Origin of the sequence: Rhodococcus sp. IEGM 1305 (assembly GCF_030058635.1) — a bacterium.
GTDB lineage: Bacteria > Actinomycetota > Actinomycetes > Mycobacteriales > Mycobacteriaceae > Rhodococcus_F > Rhodococcus_F opacus_D.
The window spans coordinates 18,034-40,096 of the sequence record NZ_JASHKX010000024.1; the positions used below are offsets into that span (position 1 = coordinate 18,034).

General features: G+C 67.0%; 22 protein-coding genes and 1 tRNA gene. 10 read left to right on the top strand and 13 right to left on the bottom strand.

Annotation, left to right across the window (positions count from 1 at the left end):
* Nucleotides 1–40: 40 nt before the first annotated feature.
* From QM693_RS26130 to QM693_RS26145, 4 genes are all read right to left on the bottom strand, one after another.
* Nucleotides 41–466 carry an acyl-CoA thioesterase gene (locus QM693_RS26130; protein ID WP_280782332.1) on the bottom strand — a complete coding sequence of 142 codons (426 nt, stop codon included), beginning with the start codon at nt 464–466 and terminating at the stop codon, nt 41–43.
* Between the two features lie 3 nt (nt 467–469).
* Complete coding sequence (ettA, locus tag QM693_RS26135) at nt 470–2,149, bottom strand: energy-dependent translational throttle protein EttA (RefSeq protein WP_005248242.1); 1,680 nt, start codon at nt 2,147–2,149, stop codon at nt 470–472.
* A 133-nt stretch (nt 2,150–2,282) separates the two neighbouring features.
* A complete protein-coding gene (locus QM693_RS26140; RefSeq protein WP_280782331.1) occupies nt 2,283–2,711 on the bottom strand; it encodes a single-stranded DNA-binding protein in 429 nt (142 codons plus the stop codon).
* A 169-nt stretch (nt 2,712–2,880) separates the two neighbouring features.
* Entirely contained in the window at nt 2,881–4,911 is a 2,031-nt protein-coding gene (locus QM693_RS26145) for a bifunctional copper resistance protein CopD/cytochrome c oxidase assembly protein (protein WP_280782330.1), read from the bottom strand.
* A gap of 104 nt (nt 4,912–5,015) precedes the next feature.
* On the opposite strand from QM693_RS26145, the gene QM693_RS26150 reads away from it, so the two are divergent.
* Nucleotides 5,016–5,393, top strand: coding sequence for a DUF4345 family protein (locus tag QM693_RS26150; RefSeq protein WP_283333567.1), 378 nt, complete (start codon nt 5,016–5,018; stop codon nt 5,391–5,393).
* Nucleotides 5,394–5,450: 57 nt separating this feature from the next.
* Nucleotides 5,451–5,523: transfer RNA gene (locus tag QM693_RS26155), tRNA-Arg, on the top strand.
* A gap of 70 nt (nt 5,524–5,593) precedes the next feature.
* Here QM693_RS26155 and QM693_RS26160 read toward each other — a convergent pair.
* From QM693_RS26160 to QM693_RS26170, 3 genes are all read right to left on the bottom strand, one after another.
* Complete coding sequence (locus tag QM693_RS26160) at nt 5,594–6,418, bottom strand: alpha/beta fold hydrolase (protein ID WP_283333566.1); 825 nt, start codon at nt 6,416–6,418, stop codon at nt 5,594–5,596.
* A 296-nt stretch (nt 6,419–6,714) separates the two neighbouring features.
* Nucleotides 6,715–7,275, bottom strand: coding sequence for a PaaI family thioesterase (locus tag QM693_RS26165; protein WP_283333565.1), 561 nt, complete (start codon nt 7,273–7,275; stop codon nt 6,715–6,717).
* The gene (locus QM693_RS26170; RefSeq protein ID WP_283333564.1) at nt 7,275–7,991 is read right to left on the bottom strand and encodes an SDR family oxidoreductase; all 717 of its coding nucleotides are present in this window, start codon (nt 7,989–7,991) and stop codon (nt 7,275–7,277) included. Before QM693_RS26170 ends, QM693_RS26165 begins: the two co-directional genes overlap by 1 nt.
* An 87-nt stretch (nt 7,992–8,078) precedes the next feature.
* On the opposite strand from QM693_RS26170, the gene QM693_RS26175 reads away from it, so the two are divergent.
* Complete coding sequence (locus QM693_RS26175; RefSeq protein WP_283353786.1) at nt 8,079–8,582, top strand: winged helix-turn-helix transcriptional regulator; 504 nt, start codon at nt 8,079–8,081, stop codon at nt 8,580–8,582.
* Between the two features lie 100 nt (nt 8,583–8,682).
* The gene (gene gdhA / locus QM693_RS26180; RefSeq protein ID WP_283333562.1) at nt 8,683–10,026 is read left to right on the top strand and encodes an NADP-specific glutamate dehydrogenase; all 1,344 of its coding nucleotides are present in this window, start codon (nt 8,683–8,685) and stop codon (nt 10,024–10,026) included.
* Between the two features lie 58 nt (nt 10,027–10,084).
* On the opposite strand, the gene QM693_RS26185 is transcribed toward gdhA, so the two are convergent.
* From QM693_RS26185 to QM693_RS26200, 4 genes are all read right to left on the bottom strand, one after another.
* Nucleotides 10,085–10,297 (bottom strand): hypothetical protein, encoded by a 213-nt coding sequence (locus tag QM693_RS26185; protein WP_283353787.1) that lies wholly within the window; start codon nt 10,295–10,297, stop codon nt 10,085–10,087.
* A gap of 138 nt (nt 10,298–10,435) precedes the next feature.
* Nucleotides 10,436–10,645 carry a hypothetical protein gene (locus tag QM693_RS26190; protein WP_009474106.1) on the bottom strand — a complete coding sequence of 70 codons (210 nt, stop codon included), beginning with the start codon at nt 10,643–10,645 and terminating at the stop codon, nt 10,436–10,438.
* 12 nt (nt 10,646–10,657) lie between these two features.
* Nucleotides 10,658–11,830 carry a fatty acid desaturase family protein gene (locus QM693_RS26195; protein ID WP_009474107.1) on the bottom strand — a complete coding sequence of 391 codons (1,173 nt, stop codon included), beginning with the start codon at nt 11,828–11,830 and terminating at the stop codon, nt 10,658–10,660.
* Between the two features lie 33 nt (nt 11,831–11,863).
* Nucleotides 11,864–12,973 (bottom strand): ferredoxin reductase, encoded by a 1,110-nt coding sequence (locus tag QM693_RS26200; protein ID WP_283333560.1) that lies wholly within the window; start codon nt 12,971–12,973, stop codon nt 11,864–11,866.
* A gap of 118 nt (nt 12,974–13,091) precedes the next feature.
* Here QM693_RS26200 and QM693_RS26205 point away from each other — a divergent pair, with 118 nt between their 5' ends.
* The 3 genes from QM693_RS26205 to QM693_RS26215 all read left to right on the top strand — a co-directional run bounded on the left by QM693_RS26205 (nt 13,092) and on the right by QM693_RS26215 (nt 15,338).
* Nucleotides 13,092–13,799, top strand: a complete 708-nt coding sequence (locus QM693_RS26205) for a TetR family transcriptional regulator (RefSeq protein ID WP_280782322.1) — start codon at nt 13,092–13,094, stop codon at nt 13,797–13,799.
* Nucleotides 13,800–13,825: 26 nt separating this feature from the next.
* Nucleotides 13,826–14,677, top strand: coding sequence for an alpha/beta fold hydrolase (locus QM693_RS26210; RefSeq protein ID WP_280782321.1), 852 nt, complete (start codon nt 13,826–13,828; stop codon nt 14,675–14,677).
* 82 nt (nt 14,678–14,759) lie between these two features.
* Complete coding sequence (locus QM693_RS26215) at nt 14,760–15,338, top strand: DUF4203 domain-containing protein (protein WP_280782320.1); 579 nt, start codon at nt 14,760–14,762, stop codon at nt 15,336–15,338.
* Here the strand turns inward: QM693_RS26215 and QM693_RS26220 are convergent.
* Nucleotides 15,335–16,660: an MFS transporter gene (locus QM693_RS26220; protein WP_283353788.1), complete on the bottom strand. Its 1,326-nt coding sequence runs from the start codon at nt 16,658–16,660 to the stop codon at nt 15,335–15,337. The two genes, QM693_RS26215 and QM693_RS26220, sit on opposite strands and share 4 nt — an antisense overlap.
* A 126-nt stretch (nt 16,661–16,786) precedes the next feature.
* Between QM693_RS26220 and QM693_RS26225 the strand changes: the two genes are divergently transcribed.
* Genes QM693_RS26225 through cmrA form a run of 3 tightly spaced genes read left to right on the top strand, consistent with a single transcriptional unit; the run spans nt 16,787 to nt 20,180 of the window.
* Nucleotides 16,787–17,320: a PadR family transcriptional regulator gene (locus QM693_RS26225; protein WP_280784716.1), complete on the top strand. Its 534-nt coding sequence runs from the start codon at nt 16,787–16,789 to the stop codon at nt 17,318–17,320.
* A gap of 13 nt (nt 17,321–17,333) precedes the next feature.
* The gene (locus QM693_RS26230; protein WP_283353789.1) at nt 17,334–19,358 is read left to right on the top strand and encodes an NADPH-dependent 2,4-dienoyl-CoA reductase; all 2,025 of its coding nucleotides are present in this window, start codon (nt 17,334–17,336) and stop codon (nt 19,356–19,358) included.
* An 18-nt stretch (nt 19,359–19,376) separates the two neighbouring features.
* On the top strand, nt 19,377–20,180 hold the full coding sequence (cmrA, locus tag QM693_RS26235; RefSeq protein ID WP_283353790.1) for a mycolate reductase: 804 nt from the start codon (nt 19,377–19,379) through the stop codon (nt 20,178–20,180).
* 63 nt (nt 20,181–20,243) lie between these two features.
* On the opposite strand, the gene QM693_RS26240 is transcribed toward cmrA, so the two are convergent.
* Entirely contained in the window at nt 20,244–21,980 is a 1,737-nt protein-coding gene (locus QM693_RS26240; protein WP_283333554.1) for a helicase HerA-like domain-containing protein, read from the bottom strand.
* Nucleotides 21,981–22,063 lie beyond the last annotated feature (83 nt).

Here is a 22,063-nt window from a genome sequence, read left to right on the forward strand (position 1 = left end):
AACAGAGGGTGAACTTCGGGCACCGCGCGCGCCGGATCCGTCAGCCGGTGGTCACCGGCGCGAGGTACCGCTCGAGCGCGTCCCGTTCCGCCTCGGAGAGCGGACGCGAACGTTCGGCCTTCGCGTCGAACGCCACCATCAGGGCGTCGCCCGTCGCGCAGCGAACCCCGTCGCGGTTCGTGACGACGTGCCGGATCGTGTACGACGAAGTGCCGACATGGAGCACCGACACGTCGATCGTCAGCGGACCGGAGGCATCGGTGACGGGACGCAGGAACTCCACGTCCATCTTGCGCACCACCGTGGCGCCCGCCCGGGCACCCACCGACTCCAGCTCCGACGACAGGAAATGCACACGTGCTTCCTGCATGTACTCGACGAAGCGGGTGTTGTTGACGTGACCCAGCCGGTCGGAGTCACCCCACCGGACCTGGATCTCGTACGTGAAGACCTTCGACTCCACCAAGGGTCAGTCCCTCGTGAGCTTGCGGTGCGTCACCCGGTGCGGACGCGCCGCGTCCGGTCCGAGCCGCTCGACCTTGTTGGCCTCGTAACCCTCGAAGTTGCCCTCGTACCAGTACCAGGCGGCTTCGTTGTCGCCGAAGCCGCCCTCCCACGCGAGGATGTGCGTGCAGGTGCGGTCGAGGAACCAGCGGTCGTGGGAGATCACGACGGCGCAGCCGGGGAACTGCTCGAGGGCGTTCTCCAGCGAACCGAGGGTCTCGACGTCGAGGTCGTTGGTCGGTTCGTCGAGCAGGATCAGGTTTCCGCCCTGCTTTAGAGTCATCGCGAGGTTCAGGCGGTTGCGCTCACCACCGGAGAGAACGCCCGCCGGCTTCTGCTGATCGTGGCCCTTGAACCCGAACGAGCTGATGTACGCGCGCGACGGCATCTCCGTCTGGCCGACCACGATGTGATCGAGACCGTCGGACACGACCTCCCACACCGTCTTGTCGGGGTTGATGCCCGTACGGTTCTGGTCGACGTAGCTGAGCTTGACGGTCTGACCGATCTTCACCTCACCGGCGTCCGGCTCCTCGAGCCCGACGATGGTCTTGAACAGCGTCGTCTTACCGACACCGTTGGGGCCGATCACGCCGACGATGCCGTTACGCGGCAGGGTGAACGACAGGTCCTTGATCAGAACCCGGCCGTCGAAGCCCTTGTCGAGGCTCGAAACCTCGACCACGACGTCGCCGAGACGCGGCGGCGCCGGGATCTGGATCTCGTCGAAGTCCAGCTTGCGGGTCTTCTCGGCTTCGTTGGCCATCTCCTCGTAGCGGTCGAGGCGGGCCTTGTTCTTGGCCTGACGGGCCTTCGCTCCCGAGCGGACCCAGGCCAGCTCCTCCTTGAGGCGCTTCTGCAGCTTCTGGTCCTTCTTGCCCGCGACCTCGAGCCTGGCGGCCTTCTGCTCCAGGTAGGTGGAGTAGTTGCCCTCGTAGGGGTACAGGCGGCCGCGGTCGACCTCACAGATCCACTGGGCGACGTGGTCGAGGAAGTACCGGTCGTGGGTGACGGCCAGGATCGCGCCCGGGTAGGCGGCCAGGTGCTGCTCCAGCCACAGGACGCTCTCCGCGTCGAGGTGGTTGGTCGGCTCGTCGAGCAGCAGCAGATCGGGCTTGCTGAGCAGGAGCTTGCAGAGGGCGACGCGGCGCTTCTCACCACCGGAGAGGTGAGTGACCATCTCCTCCGGCGGCGGACAGCGTAGAGCGTCCATCGCCTGCTCGAGCTGGGAATCGATCTCCCACGCGTCGGCATGGTCGAGCTTCTCCTGGAGCTCGCCCATCTCCTCCATCAGCTCGTCGGAGTAGTCGGTGGCCATCAGCTCGGCGATCTCGTTGTACCGCTTGAGCTGGACCATGGTTTCACCGAGGCCCTCTTCGACGTTCTCGCGAACGGTCTTGGTCTCGTCCAAGTGCGGTTCCTGCATGAGGATCCCGACGGTGGCACCCGGAGCGATGAACGCTTCACCGTTGCCCGGCTGATCCAGCCCCGCCATGATCTTGAGGATGCTGGACTTACCCGCGCCGTTCGGGCCGACCACACCGATCTTGGCTCCGGGGTAGAAGCTCATCGTGACGTCATCGAGGATGACCTTGTCACCGTGCGCCTTGCGCACCTTCTTCATCGTGTAAATGAACTCAGCCATGGGGCCAGCCTAATGGTGAAGTGCGATGAACCCACATCGCGGAGGGTCGGGGACGTGATCGGGGGCTTCGCAGGAAGAAGCCGCGGGCACCGGCGCCGCGGGCACGGGGTCGGCGCCGATACCCGCTGGTGCGCTACGCGACGAGGGACCGAGTGGCGACCTGTTCCGTCGCCGGGGTCGCCGCACCCCCGTCCGCGGTTCTGGGCGCGCGCTCGAGGACGACCGTGCAGCGGGCGAGATCCGGTCCGATCGCGGTCGCGCTCAGCTCCAGGTCGGAGCGGGCGATGCCGTCCCGCGTCGTGTACTCCGTGGTGCGCAACTCGCCGGTCACGATGACCGGATCCCCCTTCGCGATCGATTGGACGACGCCGGCCATCAGTCGCCGCCTGCAGGTCACCGTGAGGTAGAGCGTGCTCCCGTCGCGCCACTCGCCCGTCGTGTGATCGCGGCGCCGGACCGTGCTCGCCATCCGGAAATTGAGGAACTCGTCACCGGCCGCGTTCGACCGGGTGACCGGGCTGGTGATGACCGTTCCGACCACGGTGCCGTGTGTTTCGTACATTTCGCTCTACCCCCTGTGAGTGCGGCAAGGTGCCGTCACTCACAGCGTGCCGTCCGGATGGGAGATTGCCGGACGGCATCCGAAATCTGTGGAGAAATAGAGCGCTTGTGGAGAGAACGGCCGGCACGGTCGCCGAGCCTCCGAACGTGTCGGCACCCCGTGCTAGCGGTCAGTGCCCGGCTTCTCGGTCCCGTCGCGCCAGTTCCGCGAACATCGCATTGTGCGCTGCCAGGTCGGCGTCGTCGTCGCGGTCGGCAGCCCGGTCGACCCGCCGTGCGGTGCGGCCGTCGCTGCGGGACCACTGGATGAGCAGCGCCATCATCACCAGCACCAGCGGGATCTCGCCGGTCGCCCACGCGATGCTGCCACCCAGTTGCTGGTCACCCACCAGGTCAGCGTTCCAGCCCAGTCCGAGCGACCGGTAGTACCACTCGCCCATCACCGCACCCATGCTCATCAGCGCCACACCGAAGAACGCGTGGAACGGCAGCGAGCCGAACACCATCGCGAGCTTCGTCACCGGCTGCAGTTTGCGCGGCGACGGGTCGACGCCGATGGCGACCCAGTAGAAGAGGTAGCCGCTCAGCAGGAAGTGCAGGTTCATCAGGACGTGCGCGGAGTGCGAGTCGACGGCGGCCTCGAAGATCCCGCCGAGGTACAGGGCGTAGAACCCGCCCACGAACAGCACCGCCGCGACGACGGGATGGGTGATGAACCGGGAGAACGGGCTGTGCAGCGCCGTCAGGATCCACTCGCGCAGGCCCGGCACACCGTTCTTGCCCGCCGGATCGAGGGCACGCAGGGCGAGGGTGATCGGCGCACCGAGCACCAGCAGGACCGGGGTCAGCATCGACAACGCCATGTGCGCGCCCATGTGCACGCTGAACACGGCCGGTGAATAACGCCCGACACCCGACGACGTCGCCACGAGGAGCACCACGCATCCGCACATCCACGCGACGGTCCGGCCGACGGGCCAGCTGTCGCCGCGACGCCGGAGTTTGCGCAATCCGAGCGCGTAGACGACGGCCAGCACGATCGCGGCGGTGCCGTAGAGGAGGTCGAATCGCCAGTCCAGCATCAGCCTGGCGAACGTCGGCGGCCCCGCCAGGTTGTAACCGAGTTCCACCTCCGTGAGGGTGGGCGCCGCGGTCGGAGGGGGCGGGGGCGTGCGGCCGAGCCCGACGGCGAGGCCGATCGTGGCGGCGAACACCATGACCTCCGCGCCGGCGAACCGGATCAGATTGCCGCGGCTGGCCGGATCCTTCTGCAACGCGGGCAGGGCCCGTCGACGCTGCGCCCAGCCGAAGACCCCCAGGATGACGAGCGCCACGATCTTCGCGACCACCAGGCGTCCGTATGTCGTGTCGACGAGGTCACCGATCTGGACGCGTACGAGCGCGTTCACCACACCACTGACCGCCATGACGACGAAGCAGACCGTCGCGACCGCAGAGAACCGGCGCGCCGCCACGTCGGTGTAGGCGCCGCGCCTGCGGGCATGGGCGAGGAGAGCGAACAGGCCACCCGCCCACAGCGAGGCCGCGACGAGGTGCAGGATCAGACTGTTCGTCGCCATGTCGTGCGAACCGCCCGACGACGAGTGCCCCGTCAACGCGAGCGGCATCAGCCCGAGGATGCCGACGACCAGAAGGATCGGCGTCCACCACCAGCGCAGCACGAGCCGGGATGCGATCGCGAGGACGATCGCGATGATCGCGGTCCAGCGCCAGGCGCCGGCGAGTTCGACCTGATCGATCGAATTGAAGATGTTGGCCGGTTCGACCGCCTCGGCGAAGGGTTGCCCGGAGGTGTCCGACAACGTCAGCGGGACCAGGACGAGGGCGGTCGCGGCCCACACGATCGCGGCGTACGACGCCGTCCGGACCGCACGGTAGCCGTCCACGTCCAGGACACCGGATTTCTGCGGCGGCACGAAGAACGCCGCGAGCAGCAGCGATCCGATGGCGATGACGGCAGCGATCTCCGACACAGCCCGCATCGCGGGCAGTCCGTAGGTGGTGATCGGGCCGGGATCCGGAATTCCCAGCAGCACGAGCGCCTGAGCAGCGGAAAGTCCGACGACGATTGCCGCTACCAGACCGGCGATGAGTCCGCCGACGACGAACAGGGCGGTCGAATCGGCGCGATTCGGGGGTTTCGATGCCGGGTCGGACGCCGCGAGCTGGGGTGTAGCCATACATCAAGGGTAGGACCTACGACAGGCCGTCGGAGACGCGAGGGTTCCGTCGCCGCTCCGGTTACCGTCGACAGGGACGTGTCCCGAGGGAGCGAGAGTATGAGATGGCTGAGTTTCTGATCATCGCGGTGGCGCTGTTCTTCGCGGGCATGGGTGTGTACGGGCTCGCCGCGCCTGCCCGGCTGGTCGCCCCGTTCGCCCTGTCCGCGGATTCGGCGACCTCCCGCGCCGAGGTGCGCGCGGTCTACGGCGGCTTCGGTGTCGCGGTGGCGGCCCTGCTGTTCTTCGCGGCTTTCGACGCGTACGGCATCCGATCCGTCGCCTCGGTGACCGTGGCCGTCGCCCTGCTGGGGATGGCCTTCGGCCGGATAGTGTCGGCCGTCGCCGACCGGCCGACCCGCTTCTACCCCGTGTGGTTCTACTTCGTGGTCGAGCTCGTTCTGTCGGGACTTCTGCTCTCCGCGGCCGCCGTGGGCTCGTGACCCGGACACCCCAGCCCCGGTCGGAGCGCTCGGGACGGCAGGTAATATTTGCTGCGCGCCTCCGTAGCTCAGGGGATAGAGCAAGAGCCTTCTAATCTCTTGGTCGCAGGTTCGAATCCTGCCGGGGGCACTCATCCGACGGAGCACCGACAGACGAAAACCCCCGACCACCTGGACGAACAGGGATCGGGGGTTTCGTGTCAGTCCTTCAGGAACGCCAGCAGGTCGGCGTTGATCGTCTCCGCCTGCGTGGTGGGCATGCCGTGCGGGAAGTCCTTGTACGTCTTCAGCGTGCCGTTCGCGAGAAGCTTCGCGGACAGTGGTCCCGCGTCGGCGTAGGGGACGATCTGGTCGTCTTCGCTGTGCATCACCAGCACCGGCACCGTGATCTTCTTCAGGTCCTCGGTGAAATCGGTCTGCGAGAAGGCGACGATACCGTCGTAGTGAGCTTTGGCCCCGCCCATCATCCCCTGGCGCCACCAGTTCTCGATGGTCGCCTCCGAGGATTCCACGCCCGGTCGGTTGAATCCGTAGAACGGGCCCGACGGCAGGTCGCGATAGAACTTCGAACGATTGGCGGCGAGCTGTGCCTGCAGGTCGTCGAACACATCCTTGGGAAGGCCGCCCGGGTTCGCCTCCGTCTTCACCATCAGCGGCGGTACCGCACTGATCAGTGCGGCCTTCGACACCCGGCTCTCGCCGTGCCGCGCGAGATAGTGCACCACCTCGCCGCCGCCCGTCGAATGGCCGACGTGGATGGCGTCCTGCAGGTCGAGATGCGCGGTCAGCTCCGCGAGGTCGTCGGCGTAGTGGTCCATGTCGTGGCCGTCGCCGGTCTGTGTCGAGCGCCCGTGACCGCGCCGATCGTGGGCGATGACGCGATAGCCGTGCTGGAGGAAGAACAGCATCTGTGTGTCCCAGTCGTCGGCCGACAACGGCCAGCCGTGGCTGAACACGATGGGTTGACCGGTTCCCCAGTCCTTGTAGAAGATCTCCGTGCCATCCTGGGTAGTGATCGTGCCCATGTGGTTGCCTTCCTTGACCGCTCTGGGGATGACGCCGATGTGGACGCAATTTCAGTACATCAAACTTCGGTACGTCGCAGGCCGGCTTCGACCGCAGCATCCTGTACGACCGTCCGATAGGTATTGCGCCGCTCGTCCGTACCCGGAGTTCCGTACTCGCGCGTAACAAACCGACCAATTAGTCTTGTTCGCGCATCGCCCCAATCCGACGGGGCAAGGGTGCACCGGGACCCGCCACCATCCTCCGCGAGTGGCGGGTTTCCCGCGTTCAGCTGCCGTTACTCGCGCATCCGGTGTCAGCTCTCCGGTGGAACCTCGAACACCAGCAGGGTGCTGGTGGCGGTGGCGACGAGGCGGCCCTGCGAGTCGGTGACCTCCCCTTCCGCGAACGCGATGCGGCGACCCGACTTCTTCACGACGCCGGTGGCCGTGAGGGCCCCCGAGTCCCGGGTCGCCCCGCGGATGTAGTTGACCTTGATCTCGACCGACGTGTAGCCCCACCCCGCGGGCAACGTGGTGTGCACGGCGCAGCCTGCAACCGAATCGAGCAGGGTGCACACGGCGCCACCGTGGATGGCGCCGATCGGGTTGTACTGCGACTCGTCGGGGTCCAGCGCGAAGACGACCCTTCCGGGTTCTGCCTCGAGGAACCGCAGGTTCATCAGGCTCGCGATCGGGGGCGCGGGAATGTCGCCGCCGAGGATCGCCCGCAGGTAGCCGAGGCCGTCGAGTTCTCGCGCTTTCCGCGCCGGACCCGCCGGGTCGCGCCATTCGACGGTCCTCGATCGCACCTCTCCCCACTCCGCGTCCGCCACGCCCTCGACGGTCGACACCGCGCCGTTTCCGGACTCGCTCACTATGCCGCCCCCTGCTGCGCCGGCTGCGGATAGAGGACGTCGAGGTCGCCCGACAGTGCCGCCTTGACGGTGCGGGAGGTGTCGTCCGCGAGGACTTCGTTGGCGCCGGACTCGATGCCGTCGAAGGCCAGTCGCGCGACCTCGGCCGCGGAGATCTTCGGCACGTCCAGTCCGCTCGTCATATCGGTGTCCATGTACCCGAGGTGCAGCCCGACCACCTGGATGTTCTGCGCCGCGAGTTCGGCACGCATCGCGTTGGTAGCACTCCACAGGGCGGCTTTCGAGACGCTGTACGAGCCGCCGACGGCCAGCCAGGACAGGACGGAGTGCACGTTGAGGATCGCGCCGCCCCCATTGGCGGCGATGATCGGTGCGAGCACGCGAGTGACGTTGAGCGGCCCGTAGAGGTTGGTTTCGAGTTCGCGGCGCATTCCGTCGAGATCACCCGTGAGCGGCGACTCGCCGATGAGGATGCCGGCGTTGTTGATCAGGACGCCGAGGTCCCCCACGTGCTCCGCGGCGGCGTAGACCGATTCGGGGTTCGTGACGTCCAGCTCGACGGGCACGACCCGCGGATGCTCCTCGATCGTCGACGTGTCACGCGCCGACGCATAGACCGTGCGCGCTCCTCGCGCGAGCGCCTCGGCGACGAAGGCACGCCCGAGTCCGCGGCCGGCTCCGGTGACCAGCACCGTTCGATCTTGAATCGTGGTCATGACGACCCCTTCGAGTGAGTAAGTCTGCTTTTCCAACTAACTACGTTCACGACAGTAATCCCTATTAGTTGGAAATCACAACCCTCTATGATGGAGGGCATGACCAACGGCGACACCGAGCGAGCGACACCCGAGATCATCATGGACCGCATGCCACTGGCGCCGAGACCCTGCGCGATCGCCGCCACCATGGAACTGATCGGCGACCGCTGGTCCATGTTGGTGATCCGCGAACTGAGCTACGGGGTGCACCGCTTCGACCGGATTGCCGGGTACATCGGCGTCTCGCGCGACATCCTCACCGCGCGACTGCGCAAGCTCGAGGAGGTCGGCGTCATCGAACGCAGGCAGTACTCCGAGCACCCTCCCCGCTTCGAGTACCACCTCACCGCGGCGGGCGAGGACCTGCGACCGCTGCTGCTCTCGTTGTTCCAATGGGGCAGCAAGTGGGCCGTCGACGAGGCCCCGTCGGTGCTCGTGCACGAATGCGGGCACTCACTGGAGCTGGAACACCGCTGCGCGCACTGCGGCGAGGCAGTCGAGAACACCTCTGTCGCAATGCATTCCCGCACACCACTGCGGAAGCCCTAACCTTTCCGCCCGGCCCAATACAGGACACCCGACATCAGGTCTATAGTTTCCAAAGTAAACGTCAGGTAACGAATTCCTCACACGTCAGGCAGGTGGGTCTGTGTCAACGCGCGACCAGGTAGCAGAGATCTACGAGCAGGTCCGCCTGCGGAACGCCGGCGAACCCGAGTTCCACCAGGCAGCCGCCGAGGTCTTCGAGTCGCTGCAGGTCGTGCTCGACCACCACCCCCACTACGCGGACTCCGGATTGATCGAGCGGCTGTGCGAGCCCGAGCGGCAGATCATCTTCCGGGTGCCGTGGGTCGACGACTCCGGCAACGTGCACGTCAACCGCGGTTTCCGCGTGCAGTACAACAGTGTGCTCGGCCCCTACAAAGGTGGCCTGCGGTTTCACCCCAGCGTGAACCTGGGAATCGTGAAATTCCTCGGCTTCGAGCAGATCTTCAAGAACGCCCTCACCGGACTTCCGATCGGCGGCGGCAAGGGTGGTTCCGACTTCGACCCCAAGGGTCGCTCGGAGGCCGAGATCATGCGGTTCTGCCAGTCGTTCATGACCGAACTGCATCGCCACATCGGCGAGTACACCGACGTCCCGGCAGGTGACATCGGCGTCGGCGGCCGCGAGATCGGCTACCTGTTCGGCCAGTACAAGCGCCTCACCAACTCCTACGAGTCGGGGGTCCTCACCGGTAAGGGCCTCACCTGGGGCGGCTCGCAGGTGCGTCGCGAGGCGACCGGGTACGGCGTCGCCTACTTCGTCGCCGAGATGCTGAAAGCCGCGAACAGCTCACTGGGCGGCAAGACCGTCGTCGTCTCCGGTTCCGGAAACGTCGCGATCTATGCGATCGAGAAGGTGCACCAACTCGGCGGAATCGCGATTGCGAGCTCCGATTCTTCCGGATACGTCGTCGACGAGAAGGGCATCGACCTCGAGCTCCTGAAGGAGATCAAGGAGGTACGGCGCGGACGGATCGGTGAGTACGCGGACACGGTGCCGCATGCCCGGTTCGTGCCGAACGGATCCATCTGGGACGTGCCGTGCGACGTCGCGCTCCCCTGCGCCACCCAGAACGAACTCGACGAAGCGGCCGCCAAGACGCTGGTGGCGAACGGCGTGCAGGCGGTGGCCGAGGGCGCGAACATGCCCACGACCCCGCAGGGCGTCCAGGTGTTCCGCGATGCCGCGGTGGCGTTCGCCCCGGGCAAGGCGGCCAACGCGGGCGGCGTCGCCACGTCGGCACTCGAGATGCAGCAGAACGCGTCCCGCGACTCGTGGGGCTTCGAATACACGGACGAGCGGTTGGCCGGAATCATGCGCGGTATCCACGAACGCACCGTGGCCACGGCCGCCGAGTACGGCATGCCGGGCGACTACGTGCACGGCGCGAACATCGCCGGTTTCGTGAAGGTGGCCGACGCCATGATCTCGCTCGGCGTCATCTAGCAGAACGAACAGGGGCGCGAACGTCGCCGGCCGCGCCCCGTTCGACGGCGCGAACGTGTCAGCTCACCTGACACTGTGTCTGCCCCCATTCGACCCAGCACATCTGCTTGACGTCGGGCCGGGGGTTCTTGGTGGGCAGCGGCTGCGAACAGCCGGTCTCGCAGATCGGCTTGGCCGACGCCATGCCGGCGGCACCGCTCAGCGAAATGGCAAGGGCTGCAAAGCCGGCGAGCGCGATACGCACTGTGGTGGAGATTGTGATGGGGGACATGGGTTCCTTTCGGCGGGCGGTTTCGTGCTGCACCCAGCATTGACCGGAGCCCTGTCCGCAGAAAGGCCGCCGAGGGTGCAATGAACACACCCTCGGCGGCCGGATCTCTACCCTGGGCGAAACGCCCGGTCGGCTTACTCAGTCGACCGGTTCGGCCTCGCCCTCGTCGTCACGGGCCTTCTTCGCGGCCTCGCGCATCTCGATGCCGTCGGACACCCAGTCACCGATCTCCCGGGTGACGTCCCGGACGGCGCCCGCGATGATCGTCGCGATCTGGCCCACGTGCGTTGCCGCGGACTCCGTCAGTTCCTGCACGGTGTCCTTGCGCCGCTCGAACTTCCCCACCATGTTTTTCGCCTCTCAGGCTGCAGTCTTCTGCCGCTCGACGATAACACCGGGAGGGGTGTCGGACGAGACGAGACCGGGCGGCAGCGCGAACTTGAAGATCTTCCCCCACACGGAGCCGATCTGCTTGAAGAAGCCACCGGTGTTGTAGGGCAGCCCGTGCTTCTCGCACAGCGCCTTCACGACGGGCGCCATCTCCGGGTACCGGTGGGCGGGCAGGTCCGGGAACAGGTGGTGCTCGATCTGGTGCGACAGGTTGCCCGACATGATGTGGAACAGCGGGCTCCCCTCGATGTTGGCGCTTCCGAGCATCTGCCGGACGTACCACTCGCCGCGAGTTTCCTCCGCGGTCTCGTCCTCGGTGAAACTCTGCACGCCGGTGGGGAAATGGCCGCAGAAGATGATGGAGTACGCCCACACGTTGCGGATCAGGTTGGCGGTCACGTTGCCGAGCAGTGTGGGGACGAACAGTGGCCCGGTGAGCGCCGGGAAGATCACGTAGTCCTTGAGTACCTGCCGACCGGCCTTGCGCCACCAGCCCTTCAGCAGCGGCTTGACGTCGTGCCACTTCCGCTTGCCCTGGATCACGTTCTCCGCTTCCAGGTCGTGCATCATGACGCCCCACTCGAACAGCATCATCAGGAAGAAGGCGTAGACCGGGTTCCCCAGATAGTAGGGGTTCCACTTCTGCGCCTCGTCGATCCGGAGGATGCCGTAGCCGATGTCCCGGTCCCGGCCGAGGATGTTGGTGTACGTGTGGTGCATGTAGTTGTGGGAATGTTTCCACTGATCGGCCGGGCAGACGGTGTCCCACTCGAACACGCGGGAGTTCAGGCCCGGTTCACGCATCCAGTCGTACTGGCCGTGCATGACGTTGTGGCCGATCTCCATGTTGTCGAGGATCTTCGACACACCGAGAGCACCGACCCCGGCGATCCAGGCCGGCGGGAAGAAACCGAGATACATCAGCCCGCGACCGGCGACCTCGAATCCCCTCTGCGCCTTGATGATCTTGTAGATGTATTCGCGGTCCTCGGCGCCGAGGTCCGCAACTGTCCGGTCGCGGAGGGCGTCCAGTTCCCGGCCGATCTCTTCGACCTGGTCGTGACTGAGCACCACCGGGGCGTCGTTGCGGGAACCGTCGGAGCCGTCGACGAACGGGAGGAACGAGAGTGAGAGTCCAAACATGTCGGTCTCCAAGCGTTGAATGTCTTGTGAAAGTCAGATGTCGAGGGCGACGTCGCCCACCGGAACCGAGACGCACAGCTGGATCGCCTTGTCCGGGTCGGTGTCGGTGTCGCCGGTGCGGACGTTCTTGGTGCACCCCGACTTCTTCACCGTCGTGCAGGAGAAGCAGATGCCCATCCGGCACCCGTACTCGGGATGGAGCCCGGCGGCCTCCGCCTGTTCGAGCAGCGTGGCGCCGGAATTGTCCGCGGTGACACCGCTGGCGGTGAAGGACACCTCGCCACCGGCCTCACCCTCCGCCGGGGCTGCGGCGGGAGCGAATTCCTCGGTGTGCAGACGGTCCTCGATGCCGAGTTCGCGATACACCTCCCGAACGCCACGCATCAGTCCGGGCGGGCCGCACAGGAAGGTTTCGGCGTCCGCGTACCAGGGCGCAACCGCGTCGAGGTGCTCCTGACCGAAGAACCCGTGGAGATGGCCGCCGGTCTCCTGATCGGTGTACGCCAACACGAGGGAGACGTTGGCGTTCGCGTCCGCGAGTGCGCGCAACTCGTCGAGGTACGCGACGTCGTTTTCGGTGTACGCGTAGTGCAGAAAAGTGATGCTTCCGAAGTGCTGCTCGTCGACGAGGGTGCGCAGCATCGACAGAACCGGGGTGATTCCGCTGCCTCCGCTCACCAGCAGGAGCCGGCGAGGGCGCGGAGACGGGAGGGTGAATTCGCCCGCCGCCTGAGACAGGTCGAGCACCAGACCGGGGTGCGCGTGCGCGTGCAGGTACTGCGAGACCAGACCCTCGGGGTGCGCCTTGATCGTCAGCTCGACGAGCCCGTCGGTGGACGCCTGTGCATTGGCCGGTGAGTAGCACCGGGTGTGCCGAACCCCGTCGATCACGACGCCCACCTGCACGAACTGCCCCGCACGGAATCCCCGCCACTGACGGGTGGGACGCAGCGTGAGGGTGACGGTGTCGGCGGTGGACCGCCGGACCTCGACCACTTCGGCTCGCAGGTCGCGCACGGTGACCATGGGAGTGACAAGTTCGAGGTAGCGGTCGAGCTGGTGCGGAGTGGCCATCGCCTCGAACAACGACAGCAGCGAGAACCTGCGTCCCTCCGCCGGACGACTGGTGTGGGCAACTGACACGTCAGCCTCCTCCATTTGAGTGCACGGTTGTACACTGACAATAGTGTGACAGAGAGAGACAGGAACTTGTCAATCGAAATGTGACCGCACGCACACCCCAGACAGCGATCGGATACGCATGCCGGATGACGAGTACGAGTACCCGGAGATGACGGGTGTCGGCACCGCCACGAATACACTCACTGCCGTGAGTCAGTCGACCGGCGCCGAACCGGAGAGCAGGGCAGCCCGCAAGGAGCGCACGAGGAAGGCCCTTCTCGACGGCACACTCGAACTCATGGCGGACCGTAGTTTCGCCGGCGTGAGCCTGCGCGAGATCGCCCGCACCGCGGGAATCGTGCCCACCGCGTTCTACCGCCACTTCGCGTCCATCGAGGAGCTCGGCGTGGTGCTCGTCGAGGAGGGCATGCGAATTCTGCGGCAGATGCTCCGCGACGCCCGCCGCACCCCGAGCACCAAGAGCGCAGGCGCATCCCTCGACATCCTCGTGCGGCAGGTCCGCACCCACGAGGCGCAGTTCCGGTTCCTCAGCCGCGAACGCTACGGCGGCGTCCCGGAAATTCGCCGGGCGATCGCGACCGAGATGAAGCTGTTCGTCAGCGAACTCACGGTTGACCTGTCCCGCATCGACGGTCTGCAGTCCTGGGACCACGACGACCTGGAGATGGCGGCCGACCTGATCGTGTCCACCATGTTCGCCGTCGTCGTCGATCTGCTCGAGGCCGATCGTCCCGGAAGCCGAAGTGAGGCCGAAGTGGTCGCGCGTGCCGAACGGCAACTGCGCCTGATCATGCTCGGCATGAGCGGGTGGAATCCCGCGAAGTAGTGGCGCTCTCGCCGTACGGTGGGGGCATGTTGTCAACCTCGGAACACGCGCACATCACCCTCGGCGACCTGACGTTCGACGTCACCACCAGCGGTCCGGCCGACGGCGTCCCCGTCGTTCTCCTGCACGGGTTTCCGGAGAGCGCCGCGTCCTGGGAACCGGTCAGCGCCCTGCTGAACGAGTCCGGTCTGCGGACGTTCGCCCCGAACCAGCGCGGATACTCGCCCGGTGCGCGACCCGACGGAGTCGACTCCTACCGGATCGACCACCTCGTCGCGGACGTAATCGGATTGCTCGACGCACTCGGTCTCGACTCGGCACATCTCGTCGGGCACGACTGGGGAGCCGCCGTGGCGTGGGTCGTCGCGGCGCGGCACCCCGACCGGATCACCTCGCTCACCACCGTGTCGGTGCCACATCCGGGCGCGTTCGGCTGGGCCTTGCGCGAGGACGCCGATCAGAAGGAACGCTCCTCCTACATTCGTCTCCTCAGGACGGAAGGCAAGGCCGAGCGGGTCCTCCTCGAGGAGAACGCGCGGGCGCTGCGCGCGATGTTCGGTGACGTCGTCGCGCCGGCGCTCGTCGACCGGCACGTCGCGCTGCTCGGCGAACCGGGAGCGCTCACCGGCGCGCTGAACTGGTACCGCGCGATGACGAGCGACTTCGAGCAGACGCCTGCCGTCACCGTTCCGACGACCTACGTCTGGAGCACCGGTGACCAGGCGCTGGGGCGTGCGGGAGCGGAAAGGTGCGGCGAGTTCGTCGATGCGCCCTACGAGTTCGTCGTCCTGGACGGTGCCACGCACTGGATCCCGGAGCAGCGGCCCGACGCCCTCGCGGACGCGATCCTCACGCGTACCGGAACCGCACCGAACTGAACCGAAATCCGCTCTTCCCCTCGACGGGGCGTGCGTTCTGGTTTGATGGCACTACTCGTCTCGTGCACCGTGGGAGGGCACCATGAGTGGCATCGCAATCCTTCTGGTCGGCGCCGTTCTGTGCTTCGCCGGTGTCGGTTCACTCCACGTCGCCGTTCTCGCCTCGGGTTTCGGCCTCGGCTGGCTCCTGGCCGATCTGCTGTCGCTGTCGCTCGAGACGACGTTTCTGGTCGCGGCGATCGGGGCAGTCGTGGCGTGGGTGGCCACCACCCTGATCTTCAAGTTCGCCGCATTCTTTCTCGGGATCATCACCGGCGCCGTCATCGGGGCCAAGCTCAGTCGTGTCCTGCAACCCGACGACGCGAATTGGCTCCTCAGCGGAGTCGTGATCGTCGCGCTCGCCGTCGCCTGTGGTTTCCTCGCCGACCGGTACCGGGCGCGGGCGTTGTTGTGGCTCACCGCGCTCGGCGGCGCCAGCATGGTCCTGACCGGGCTCGGCCTGGCCATCCCCCCGCTGGGTTTCTTGGAGGATCCGAACGAGGGCAGCCAGCAGTTCTTCGCCACGCTGATCTGGATCGTCGTGGCGGCGGCGGGCTGGCTGACACAGCGGCGGCTGTTCCCGGAGAAGCTCCGGATCGATGACAATCGCGCGCGGCGCTAGTCGCGCTCGGGCGCCTTCACCACCGTCAGCGCGGCGAGCCCGATCGCGAGCACGATCACCAGTCCGATGATCCCGGCCCGATCCGCCGCGAACCACCAGGCGAACAGCCCGAAGAGGGTGGGCGAGAGGAACGACACCGCGCGACCGGTGGTCGCGTACAGACCGAACATCTGCCCCTCCCGGCCTGGCGGTGTGATCCGGGCCAGGAACGTCCGCGCGGATGACTGCGCGGGACCGACGAACAGGCACAGCAGCAGTCCGAAGATCCAGAACATGGCCGGTCCGGAGACGGCCGTCAGTACGACGCCGACGACGATCATCGCGATCAGGGACGTCATGATGACGGTCTTCGGTCCGATCCGATCGTCGAACCGGCCGGCGGTGAGCGCGCCGAGCGCGGAGACGACGTTGGCCGCGACGCCGAACAGCAGCACGTCACCCGCGCCGATGCCGTAGACGTTGACGGCGAGGACGGCGCCGAACGTGAAGACACCGGCCAGTCCGTCGCGGAACAGCGCACTCGCCACCAGGAAGTACACGGTGCGCCGGTCGGCGACCCAGAGGTCGCGCAGATCGCGCCACAGCACCCGGTACGACTCGACGAAACCGGCCTTGTCGGCACCCGGATCCGCGTGGGGGCGGGGTAGCTCGGGGACCTTCAGCAGGACGGGGATCGCGAAGATCGCGAACCAGACGGCGGCGAGCAGCGCCACCATCCGGATGTTCAGTCCGCCGTCGGTGGTGAGCCCGAGGAATCCCCGGTTGTCGCCGTCACCGGAGATGAATCCGAAGTAGCACAGCAGCAGCAGCACGATCCCGCCGAAATAGCCCATCGCCCAGCCGAACCCGGACACCCGGCCGATGTTCGCCGGCGTCGACACCTGCCTGAGCATCGCGTTGTACGGGACGCCGGCCAGTTCGAAGATCACCGAACCCGCGGCCAGCAGCACCAGCCCGAGCCACAGGTACTGATACGAGTCGCGGACGAAGAACATCGCCGCCATGCACCCGACCGTCGCGAACGTGAGGACACCGAGCGCCCACTTACGTCGTCCGGCGGCGTCGAATCGCTGACCGGTGACAGGGGCGAGCACGGCGATGAGGAAACCGGCGATGCCGAGCGACCACCCGAGCCACGTGCTCGCGGAGATCGACCCCGGCAGGTCCTCCCCCACGGCGTCCGTCAGGTACACGGAGAAGACGAACGTGAGGATCACGGCGTTGAACGCGGCCGATCCCCAGTCCCACAACCCCCACGCGACAACCTGTCTGCGCGTCGCGGCCTCGCCGATCCCGGCCGGCGGACGAACGTCGGTGCTCATGTCCGCGAGCCTATGCGAGCGAACGGGGAGTTCGTACGGTCCGACGCGACGAGTGTCCCGCTCGGACGGAACTACTAAGTGTGCACTCAGTTGCATACGCACCTCGTTGCATACATACTTCGGTTCGTGGCACTCGAACATGCGCTCCTCGTCTCCCTCACCGAGCACTCCGGCTCGGGCTACGAATTGGCGCGCCGGTTCGACAAATCCATCGGCTTCTTCCAGAGCGCCACCCACCAGCAGATCTACCGCGTCCTCAAACGCATGGACGAGTCCGGATGGGTCGACGCCGAGGTCGTGGCGCAGGACAGCAGACCCGACAAGAAGGTGTACCGGGTCAGCGCGGCCGGGCGCGCGGAACTCGAGCGCTGGATCGCCGAACCGACCGAGCCCAACCACCTGCGCAACGAGCTGGCAGTGAAGATCCGCGCCGCTCAGCACGGTGACATCGCCGCACTCACGGCCGAGGTCGCTCGCCACCGCGACGGCCACGCCGCCCGGCTCGAGGTCTACCGCATGATCGAAAAACGTGACTTTCCCGCACCGGACCAGCTCTCCGGGGCAGCCCTGCACCAGTACCTCGTCCTGCGCGGCGGAATCCGCGTCGAAGAGGGATTCGCCGACTGGTGCCAAGAAGTACTCGACGCGCTCGCACAGTAAGGACACGCCGCCAATGACCCAGTTCCCGCAGCTCCTCGCTCCCCTCGACCTCGGTTTCACGACGCTGAAGAACCGGGTGATCATGGGTTCCATCCACACCGGGCTCGAAGATCGCGCCAAGGACATTCCCCGTCTGGCCGAGTACTTCGCCGAGCGCGCCCGCGGAGGTGTCGCGCTGATCGTCACCGGCGGCTACGCGCCCAACCGGACGGGCTGGCTGCTGCCGTTCGGCGCCAAGCTCACCCACCGAGTCGAGGCCCGCAGGCACCGCGCGATCACGAAGGCGGTGCACGACGAGGGCGGCAAGATCGCCCTGCAGATCCTGCACGCCGGCCGGTACAGCTACCAGCCCTTCAGCGTCTCCGCCTCGTCGATCAAGGCCCCGATCAACCCGTTCCGGCCCCGCAAACTCACGGGCCGCGGCGTGCGCTGGCAGATCCGCAACTTCGTCCGCTGCGCCCGGCTCGCGCAGCAGGCGAACTACGACGGCGTCGAGATCATGGGCGGCGAGGGCTACTTCATCAACCAGTTCCTGTGCGAGCGCACCAACAAGCGCACCGACGAGTGGGGCGGCACTCCCGAGAACCGCAGGCGGATGGCCGTCGAGATCGTCCGCCGCACTCGCAAGGCGGTGGGCCCCAACTTCATCATCATCTTCCGCCTGTCGATGGCCGACCTCGTCGAGGGCGGTCAGACGTGGGACGAGATCGTCGCGCTGGCACAGGAAGTGGAGGCCGCGGGCGCGACCATCATCAACACCGACATCGGCTGGCACGAATCCCGTGTTCCGACGATCGTGACGTCGGTGCCGCGGGCCGCGTTCGCCGACATCACCGGCAAGCTCGAGAAGCACGTGAGCATCCCCGTGGCCGCGTCGAACCGGATCAACATGCCGGAGGTCGCCGAGGAAATCCTGACCCGCGGTGACGCGCAGCTCATCTCGATGGCGCGCCCGATGCTCGCCGATCCCGACTGGGTGCGCAAAGCCGAAGCGGGCACCCCCGACGAGATCAACACGTGCATCGCGTGCAACCAGGCCTGCCTCGACCACGCCTTCGTCCGCAAGCACGTGTCGTGCCTGCTGAATCCCCGTGCAGGCCGGGAGACGGAACTGACACTCTCCCCCACCCGGGCCGCGAAGCGTGTCGCCGTCGTCGGCGCCGGACCCGCGGGCCTGTCGGCAGCACTGGGCCTGGCACAGCGCGGCCACTCGGTGACCCTGTTCGAGGCGGATTCGGAGATCGGCGGACAGTTCGGCATCGCCCGCAAGATCCCCGGCAAGGAGGAGTTCGCGGAGACGATCCGGTACTACAACCGCCAGCTTCCGCTCGCCGGTGTCGACGTCCGGCTCGACAGCCGTGTCACCGCGACCGAGCTGGTCGGCGAGTACGACGAGGTGATCGTCGCGACCGGGGTGACGCCGCGGGTTCCGTCCATTCCGGGTATCGACCACCCGAAGGTGCTCACGTATCCGGAGGTCGTGCGGGGCGGCAAGGCCGTCGGGCAGTCGGTCGCGGTGATCGGGGCCGGTGGGATCGGCGTCGACGTCAGCGAGTTCCTCACCCACGAGCACTCGCCGACGCTCGACCTGAAGGAGTGGAAGCAGGAGTGGGGTGTCACCGAACCCGAAGCGGCGGCGGGCGCCCTCACCACACCCATTCCCGAACCGTCGCCGCGCGAGGTGTACCTGCTGCAGCGCAAGAGCGGCCGGATCGGCGCCGGACTCGCGAAGACCACGGGCTGGGTTCACCGGGCAGCGCTGAAGAACAAGGGCGTGCAGGAACTGTCCGGGGTCAACTACGAGCGCATCGACGACGACGGCCTGCACATCACGTTCGGCGCCAAACGCGAGAGGCCCCGCACCCTCGCCGTCGACAACGTCGTGATCTGCGCAGGTCAGGAATCGGTGCGTGACCTCGTCGACGAACTGACCGTCGCCGGCGTCACCACCCACGTCATCGGCGGCGCCGACGTCGCAGCCGAACTCGACGCCAAACGCGCGATCGAGCAGGGCACCCGGCTTGCCGCGCGCATCTGACGCACTACGCTGCTGACCGTGAGCTTGCCGAACCCCACCCCCAGTGCCCGCGCCGTCGTGACCGGCGCCTCGTCCGGAATCGGCGAGGCGCTGGCCACCGACCTGGCCTCCCGGGGCCACTCCCTGATCCTCGTCGCGCGCCGCGGCGAGGTGATGGATTCACTCGCTGCGGCCCTGCGTGACAAGCACGGCGTCGAGGTCGACGTGCGCGCGTGCGATCTGTCGGATCGAGACGCGCGGGCCACCCTCGTCACCGAACTGTCCGGACGTGAGATCAGCGTCCTGTGCAACAACGCGGGCATCGCCACGTTCGGCCCGGTCGCCGGACTCGATCCCGCGTACGAGCGGGCCCAGGTGGAACTCAACGCCGTTGCGGTGCACGACCTCACCCTCGCGGTGTTGCCCGGGATGCTCGAACGCAAGTCCGGCGCCATCCTCATGGTCGGCTCCGCGGCAGGCAACATGCCCATCCCCCACAACGCCACCTACGCGGCCAGCAAGGCGTTCGTCAACACCTTCTCCGAGTCGCTGCGCGGCGAACTCAAGGGAACGGGAGTGAACGTCACGCTGCTCGCACCCGGCCCGGTCCGCACCGAGGAGCCCGATCCGGCGGACGCGTCGATCGTAGACAAGTTGGTGCCCGACTTCCTGTGGATCTCCAGCGAATACACCGCCAAGGTGTCACTCGATGGTCTGGCCGACAACAAGATGCGCGTCGTGCCCGGCATCATCAGCAAGGCGATGTCCGTTGCCGGGCAGTACAGCCCGCGCGCGGTGGTCGCCCCGATCGTCGGAACGTTCTACAAGAAGCTGGGCGGATGACCCCCGGGTGAATGTACCGGTCACCCCTGCCGAGGCGCTGAAAGGTACATTCGCCCAGCGTTTCTAGCGCCTGCGACGTTTGCCCGTCCCGAAGATGCTGCGGGAGATCTCGCGGCCGGCGGCCGACGCGGCCGAGCGGAGGAAGCTCTTCACCGCGGAGTTCCCGAGAATCTGTTCGGCCATGTTCGGACCCTCCCGCTGTGCGGGCGGCGGGGGCGGCAGGTCGGGAAGCGGGGGCAGGTCGAGGCCCGGTTCCGTGGCCGGTGCCCCGGCGACCTTGGCCGTCAGCTTCTCGTACGCCGATTCGCGGTCGACGGTCTGCCGGTACTTCGCCGACAGCGGACTCGACGACGCCGCGGCGGTGATCGCGTCGTTGCCGATGGTGTCCATCAGCGAGCGGGGAGGCCGAATCCTCGTCCACGCCACCGGCGTCGGTGCACCCCGTTCCGACAGGACCGTGACGATCGCCTCACCGATGCCCAGTGAGGTGAGAGCCTTCTCGAGGTCGTAGTTCTCGGTGGTCGGGTACGTCCGTACCGTTTTCGTGAGCGCCTTCTGATCGTCGGGAGTGAAAGCGCGCAGCGCGTGCTGGATCCGCGCGCCGAGCTGTGACAACACCGCATTCGGGACGTCCGTCGGCAACTGGGTGCAGAAGAAGACCCCCACACCCTTCGAGCGGATGAGCTTCACGGTCTGTTCCACCTGCTGCAGGAACGCCTTCGACGCGTCCGCGAAGAGCAGGTGCGCCTCGTCGAAGATGAAGACGAGTTTGGGTTTGTCGAGATCGCCTTCCTCGGGCAACGTCTGGAACAGATCGGCCAGCACCCACATCAGGAAGGTGGAGAACAATGCCGGGCGCGCGGCCTGGGCGCCCAACTCGAACAACGTGATCACGCCCCTGCCGTCGATCACCCGGAGCAGGTCCTCGGTCTCGAGCTCGGGCTCCCCGAAGAACGTGTCGCCGCCGTCGGCTTCGAGATTGACGAGGGCCCTGAGGATCACACCCGCCGTGGCCGGGGACACGCCGCCGATCCCCTTCAGATCGGCCCTGCCCTCGTCGCTGGTGAGATGCGCGATGACCGATCGCAGATCCAACAGGTCGAGCAGCGCAAGCCCCTGAACGTCGGCCCAATGGAAGATCAGCCCCAGCGTGGACTCCTGAGTCTCGTTGAGCCCGAGAACCTTGGCGAGCAGGATCGGCCCGAACGCCGTGATGGTCGCGCGGACGGGAATCCCCAAGCCTTCCGTTCCCAGCGAGAGGAATTCGACCGGGGATCCCGCCGGCCGCCACTCGTCGTCACCCGTCTCGGACGCTCGGGCGGTGATCTTGTCGCCCGCCTCACCCGGCTGCGACAGGCCCGACAGGTCGCCCTTCACGTCGGCCATCACCACGGGAACCCCTGCAGCCGACAACTGCTCGGCAATACCCTGCAGCGTCTTCGTCTTTCCCGTCCCGGTGGCGCCGGCGACGAGTCCGTGCCGGTTGACCGTCGCGAGCGGGATACGCACCCGGGCCGCCGGATCCACGGCGCCGTCGAGCACCACCGTTCCCAGCTCCAGAGCCGCACCCTCCGAGGAGTATCCGGCCGCGATGTCCGCGGCGGCACCGGAGGAGGCGGCGACGTCTGCGGGAGCACGGTTCTCCGCGGCCTCCGCGTCCCGGGCTTCCTGCTCCGCCGCCTCTGCCGCTGCCGCAGCCTCCGCCGCGATCCTGGCCGCTTCGGCGGCCGCCGCCCTCGCCGCCGCCGCCCTTTCCGCCGGGGTCGAGGTCGCGTCGCCGTCCTGCGATTGCTGGGTCATCCAAGCCCTCCTCGAATCACGCACGTCGGGAGAAAGTGTCTACCGCAGACCTTATCCCGTCACTCACGTGACTACTGTGTTCC

What these genes read in the sequence shown, in the direction of transcription:
- QM693_RS26190 (WP_009474106.1), bottom strand. Translation starts at nt 10,645, where the DNA reads ATGGTGGGGAAGTTCGAGCGGCGCAAGGACACCGTGCAGGAACTGACG.
- QM693_RS26230 (WP_283353789.1), top strand. Translation starts at nt 17,334, where the DNA reads ATGACCCAGTTCCCGCAGCTCCTCGCTCCCCTCGACCTCGGTTTCACG.
- QM693_RS26150 (WP_283333567.1), top strand. Translation starts at nt 5,016, where the DNA reads ATGGCTGAGTTTCTGATCATCGCGGTGGCGCTGTTCTTCGCGGGCATG.
- QM693_RS26140 (WP_280782331.1), bottom strand. Translation starts at nt 2,711, where the DNA reads ATGTACGAAACACACGGCACCGTGGTCGGAACGGTCATCACCAGCCCG.
- QM693_RS26185 (WP_283353787.1), bottom strand. Translation starts at nt 10,297, where the DNA reads ATGTCCCCCATCACAATCTCCACCACAGTGCGTATCGCGCTCGCCGGC.
- QM693_RS26205 (WP_280782322.1), top strand. Translation starts at nt 13,092, where the DNA reads ATGCCGGATGACGAGTACGAGTACCCGGAGATGACGGGTGTCGGCACC.
- QM693_RS26170 (WP_283333564.1), bottom strand. Translation starts at nt 7,991, where the DNA reads ATGACCACGATTCAAGATCGAACGGTGCTGGTCACCGGAGCCGGCCGC.
- QM693_RS26145 (WP_280782330.1), bottom strand. Translation starts at nt 4,911, where the DNA reads ATGGCTACACCCCAGCTCGCGGCGTCCGACCCGGCATCGAAACCCCCG.
- QM693_RS26175 (WP_283353786.1), top strand. Translation starts at nt 8,079, where the DNA reads ATGATGGAGGGCATGACCAACGGCGACACCGAGCGAGCGACACCCGAG.
- QM693_RS26195 (WP_009474107.1), bottom strand. Translation starts at nt 11,830, where the DNA reads ATGTTTGGACTCTCACTCTCGTTCCTCCCGTTCGTCGACGGCTCCGAC.
- QM693_RS26220 (WP_283353788.1), bottom strand. Translation starts at nt 16,660, where the DNA reads ATGAGCACCGACGTTCGTCCGCCGGCCGGGATCGGCGAGGCCGCGACG.
- QM693_RS26215 (WP_280782320.1), top strand. Translation starts at nt 14,760, where the DNA reads ATGAGTGGCATCGCAATCCTTCTGGTCGGCGCCGTTCTGTGCTTCGCC.
- QM693_RS26210 (WP_280782321.1), top strand. Translation starts at nt 13,826, where the DNA reads ATGTTGTCAACCTCGGAACACGCGCACATCACCCTCGGCGACCTGACG.
- QM693_RS26240 (WP_283333554.1), bottom strand. Translation starts at nt 21,980, where the DNA reads ATGACCCAGCAATCGCAGGACGGCGACGCGACCTCGACCCCGGCGGAA.
- QM693_RS26160 (WP_283333566.1), bottom strand. Translation starts at nt 6,418, where the DNA reads ATGGGCACGATCACTACCCAGGATGGCACGGAGATCTTCTACAAGGAC.
- ettA (WP_005248242.1), bottom strand. Translation starts at nt 2,149, where the DNA reads ATGGCTGAGTTCATTTACACGATGAAGAAGGTGCGCAAGGCGCACGGT.